We start from the raw sequence: 4,503 nt of genomic DNA, 5'->3' as shown, positions 1-4,503 counted from the left end.
GCGCGACACCGCTACACCACGCCCTTGGCGCGCAGGGCGGCCATCCGCTGCGCGTCCACGCCCAGGTGTTCACGCAGCACTTGCTCGGTGTGCTGGCCCAGGGCCGGCGGTGCATGGCGCAGCGTGGGCGGCGTGTCCGACAGGCGCATCGGGCTGGCCGTTGTCACCACGCGGTTGATGTGTTCGCCTGCGGGCGGCTGGGCGCCCGGGTAGCGCTCCTGCTCCACGCGCAGGCCCCGGTGCTGCACCTGGGGGTCGTCAAAGGCCTGGCCGATGTGGTTGATGGGGCCGCAGGGCACGGCCTTGTCTTCCAGCAGGTTAATCCAGTCTGCGGTGGGCCGCGTGCGCGTGATGGCCGCCATCAACGGAACCAGGATCTCGCGGTGCGTCACGCGGCCGGCATTGGTGGCAAAGCGGGTGTCCTTTGCCCAGTCCACGCCGGCGGCTGCGCAAAATCGTGCGAACTGCCCGTCGTTGCCGATGGCCAGCAGCATGTTGCCGTCGGCCGTGGGAAAGTCCTGGTAGGGCACGACGCTGGGGTGGGTGTTGCCCTGCCTGCCAGGCACGCTGCCGGAATTGAGGTAGCCCGTGCCCTGGTTGGCCAGGACGGCCATGGCCACGTCGAGCAGGGCCATGTCGATGTGCTGGCCGCGGCCTGTGTGGTGGCGCGCCTCCAGGGCGCTGAGGATGGCGCTGGTGGCGTACATGCCGGTGAACAGGTCGATGACGGCCACGCCCACACGCAAGGGGCCGCCGCCGGGCTCGGAGTCGGCGCGCCCTGTGATGCTCATCAGCCCGCTCATGGCCTGCACCAGCAGGTCGTAGCCGGCGCGCTGCGCGTAGGGGCCGGTCTGGCCAAAGCCCGTGACGGAGCAGTAGATCAGGCGCGGATTGAGGTTGCGCAGGCTCTCGTAATCCAGTCCGTAGCGCGCCAGCCCGCCGGTCTTGAAATTTTCCACCAGCACATCGCTCTGGCGGGCCAGTTCGCGGATGAGTTCCTGGCCCTCAGGCGTGGCCATGTCCACGGTGACCGAGCGCTTGTTGCGGTTGCAGGCGGCGAAATAGCATGCGTGCTCGGTGGGCGTGCCGGCCGCATCGGCAAAGAAGGGAGGGCCCCAGTGGCGCGTGTCGTCCCCCTCGCCGGGCTTTTCGATCTTGATCACGTCGGCACCCATGTCGGCCAGGTTCTGCGTGCACCAGGGGCCGGCGAGCACGCGCGACAGGTCGAGCACGCGCAGGTGGCCCAGCGCCCCTGCGCGTGGGGCAGCGCCGTGCGGCGCGGAAGAAGTGGCAGGGTCGCTGGCGGTCATGGTGTCTTTCGGAAAGGGGCCTGTCATGTCGCCCGCATCCTGCGGGCCGGGTTGCCATCCTAGGGCGGCGGGGCGCCACGCGGCTTCGCTTTTAGTGAAGGCGGCGTTCGTGCATGAAAGCCGTGCCACGCCTGTGGGCAGGCCTGGCTTTCCTACAATCAGCGCATGGCCATGCATTTCGATCTTGTAGATCTGCGCCTGATGGTGCACATCGCCGACGCCAACAGCATGACGCGCGGCGCGGAACTCTCTTTCATCTCCTTGCCGGCGGCCAGCACGCGCATCAAGAACCTCGAGGAAAGCATCGGCACCAAGCTGCTGTACCGCACGAGCCAGGGCGTGACGCTCACGCCGCCAGGCCAGGCCTTCGTGTCCCACGCGCGCATGGTGCTCGGCCAGATCGAGCACCTGCGCGGCGACATGCAGGAGTACGTGCGTGGCATCAAGGGCCATGTGCGCGTGTTTGCCAATACCACCTCGCTGGGCGAGTTCCTGCCGCCGGTGCTGCGCCACTACCTGCGCCGCAATCCGGACGTGAACATCGATCTGCGCGAGCGGCTGTCGCACGACATCGTGCGCGCCGTGACCGAGGGGCAGACCGACATCGGCATCGTCGCCGGCCTGGTGCGCACCGAGAACCTGGAGACCCTGCCCTACCGCCGCGACCGCCTGGTGCTGGTGGTGCCGCGCGGCCACGCGCTTGACGGCCAGATGCAGATCGACTTTGCCGACACGCTGGAGCTGGACTACGTGGGGCTGCAGGAATCCAGCGCCATCCACGCCTTTCTGCGCCAGGCCAGCGACCAGCTGCACCGCCCGATCAAGCAGCGCATCCAGGTCGGCAACTTCGAGACGGCCTGCCGCATGATCGAGGCCGGCGTGGGTGTGGGCGTGCTGCCCGAGTCCGCCGCCAGCCGGCATGCGCACGCCATGGACATCGCCATCGTGCCGCTGTCGGACGCCTGGTCGGTGCGCGAGATGCAGATCTGCGTGCGCAGCCTGGAGGCGCTGCCCAGCTTCGCGCAGGAGCTGGTCGAACTGCTGGTGGCCGACGCGCAGGGGCGGTTGCAGCTCGGGTGAGGCGCGCACCCTCCTGCCACCCGCCCAGGCCAATCTTCTGGTCAAAATGGCCGCTGGTCCTTGCTGGACAAGCGCTGACAGCTCACTTTTTTGATAACGTGGTGGGCGCCAGCCAGTATTTGAAGGTGCCCGTGGCCGTGGCCACCAGCGTGCCGTCCTGGTCGAGCAGCTGCGCCGCGCAACTGCACAGGCTGCGGCTGGCGTGCACCACCCAGCCCTCGGCCAGCAGCGCACCCCGGCCGGGGCGGTGAAAGCGGCTGCTCATTTCCACGGTCACGGCGGTCTGCGAGGGCGCCTCGGGCAGTTCGCCGGCGGCGCGCGACATCACCGCGTCCAGCAGCGCCATGATCACGCCGCCGTGCGCGGCGGGCAGCTGGTTGAGCAGTTCTTCGCGCAGGTGCGGCAGACGCACATGCACCTTGCCGGGCGGTGCGGGCACTTGCGCCGCGCCGATGAGGCGCATGAACGCGTTGCGGTCCGCCGGCGGTGCCGTCGCGCTCACCGATGGCTCTTCGCCCTGGCGGGCTGCGGTGCCATGCGCCACCGAAACAGCCGGCTGGCTCATGCGTTGCGCGCCTCGCGCACCATGTTGCGCGCGATGATGATCTGCTGGATCTGCGTCGTGCCCTCGTACAGGCGGAACAGGCGCACGTCGCGGTAGAAGCGCTCGATGCCGTATTCGGCCATGTAGCCCGCGCCGCCCAGGATCTGCACCGCACGGTCGGCCACGCGGCCGCACATCTCGGTGGCGAACATCTTGGCGCACGAGGCTTCGGTGGAAACGTTGTGCCCGTCGTCGCGGCGACGGGCCGCATCGAGGGTCATGCACTCGGCCGCGTACAGCTCGGCCTGGCTGTCGGCCAGCATGGCCTGCACCAGCTGAAAGTCGCAGATGGGCTGGCCGAACTGCTTGCGATCCAGCGCGTAGGCCAGCGCATCGCGCAGGATGCGCTGGGCCACGCCCACCGCCACCGCGGCGATGTGGATGCGGCCCTTTTCCAGCACCTTCATCGCGGTCTTGAAACCGCGGCCTTCCTGCAGGCCGATGAGGTTGGCGGCCGGCACCCGGACGTTGTCGAAGATCACGTCGCAGGTATGGGCGCCGCGCTGGCCCATCTTCTTGTCGTACTTGCCAAAGCTGATGCCGGGAGTCTTGGCGTCGACGATGAACGAAGACACGCCGCCCGCGCCCTTGTCGTCAGGATTGGTGCGCGCCATGAGCGTGAACATGCCGGCGTGCGGCGCATTCGTGATGTAGCGCTTGGTGCCGTTGACGATGTAGTGGTCGCCGTTCTTGATGGCCGTGGTGCGCAGCGATGCCGCGTCGGAGCCCGCCTCGGGCTCGGTCAGCGCAAACGAGGCGATGACCTCGCCCGTGGCCAGCTTGGGCAGCCACTCGGCCTGCTGCTCGGGCGTGCCATCCATCAGGATGCCCTGCGAGCCGATGCCCACGGTGGTGCCGATGATGGAGCGGAAAGCCGGCGCGGTCTGGCACAGCTCCAGCAGCACGCGGCATTCCTCCTCCATCGTCAGCTCCAGTCCGCCGAACTTCTCGGGGATGGTCATGCCGAACAGGCCCAGCTCGCGCATCTCCTGCACGATGGCCTCGGGGATTTCATCGGTTTCGGCCACTTCGTTCTCGGCCGGCACCAGGCGCTCGCGTACGAAGCGGCGCACGCTGTCGAGCAGGGCTTCCAAAATTTCTGGGTCGCGGATCATGTGTGCTTCACTTTCTGTGTTTCAGTTGTTTCCAAGCGCTGTGCGCCACCCGTGATCTATGAAACCGACGCGCCCCATGTGCGGGCAGCCGCGCAAGGCCGCACCGCAGCGCGGGCTGCGTCCCCTTCCCACGCGCAGCGTGTGAGAAGGGGCTGAGGACCGCGGCGCCAAGCCTGCCTGCGCAGGCTTGGACGGCTCCGAAGGGCTGCCGCCTTTGGCGGCCGCACGGAGGCGCGAAGCGACTCAGGGGGTGTCATAGAGTTTCAGTCGTGCCGAGCACGGCGGTGGACTGGCTCGACAGCGTGCCGCCGTTGCCATGCACCACGGCCGTGCGGTGCTTGCCAAGCTGGCGCGCGCCGGCCTCGCCGCGCAGTTGGCGCACGGCCTCGATGAG

5 protein-coding genes are annotated in these 4,503 nt (G+C 68.4%); 1 reads left to right on the top strand and 4 read right to left on the bottom strand.

Translation table 11 applies throughout. From position 1 onward, the window contains the following. Positions 1 to 11: 11 nt before the first annotated feature. Complete coding sequence (locus ACDELDRAFT_RS19465; RefSeq protein ID WP_040329949.1) at positions 12 to 1,310, bottom strand: CaiB/BaiF CoA transferase family protein; 1,299 nt, start codon at positions 1,308 to 1,310, stop codon at positions 12 to 14. A gap of 165 nt (positions 1,311 to 1,475) precedes the next feature. Between ACDELDRAFT_RS19465 and ACDELDRAFT_RS19460 the strand changes: the two genes are divergently transcribed. After that, a complete protein-coding gene (locus ACDELDRAFT_RS19460) occupies positions 1,476 to 2,390 on the top strand; it encodes a LysR substrate-binding domain-containing protein (protein WP_005799753.1) in 915 nt (304 codons plus the stop codon). Positions 2,391 to 2,472: 82 nt separating this feature from the next. Here the strand turns inward: ACDELDRAFT_RS19460 and ACDELDRAFT_RS19455 are convergent, their stop codons facing one another. The 3 genes from ACDELDRAFT_RS19455 to ACDELDRAFT_RS24715 form a co-directional block, all read right to left on the bottom strand. Then, the gene (locus ACDELDRAFT_RS19455) at positions 2,473 to 2,853 is read right to left on the bottom strand and encodes a PaaI family thioesterase (protein WP_100084472.1); all 381 of its coding nucleotides are present in this window, start codon (positions 2,851 to 2,853) and stop codon (positions 2,473 to 2,475) included. 98 nt (positions 2,854 to 2,951) lie between these two features. Then, complete coding sequence (locus ACDELDRAFT_RS19450) at positions 2,952 to 4,109, bottom strand: acyl-CoA dehydrogenase family protein (RefSeq protein WP_005799751.1); 1,158 nt, start codon at positions 4,107 to 4,109, stop codon at positions 2,952 to 2,954. Between the two features lie 253 nt (positions 4,110 to 4,362). Beyond that, a partial coding sequence (locus ACDELDRAFT_RS24715) for a thiolase C-terminal domain-containing protein (protein WP_005799750.1) occupies positions 4,363 to 4,503 on the bottom strand: 141 nt, incomplete at its 5' end.

Source organism: Acidovorax delafieldii 2AN (assembly GCF_000175235.1).
GTDB lineage: Bacteria > Pseudomonadota > Gammaproteobacteria > Burkholderiales > Burkholderiaceae_C > Acidovorax > Acidovorax delafieldii_B.
The sequence above is the reverse complement of the archived record's forward strand: the minus strand, read 5'-3'. Positions and strand labels throughout refer to the sequence as shown.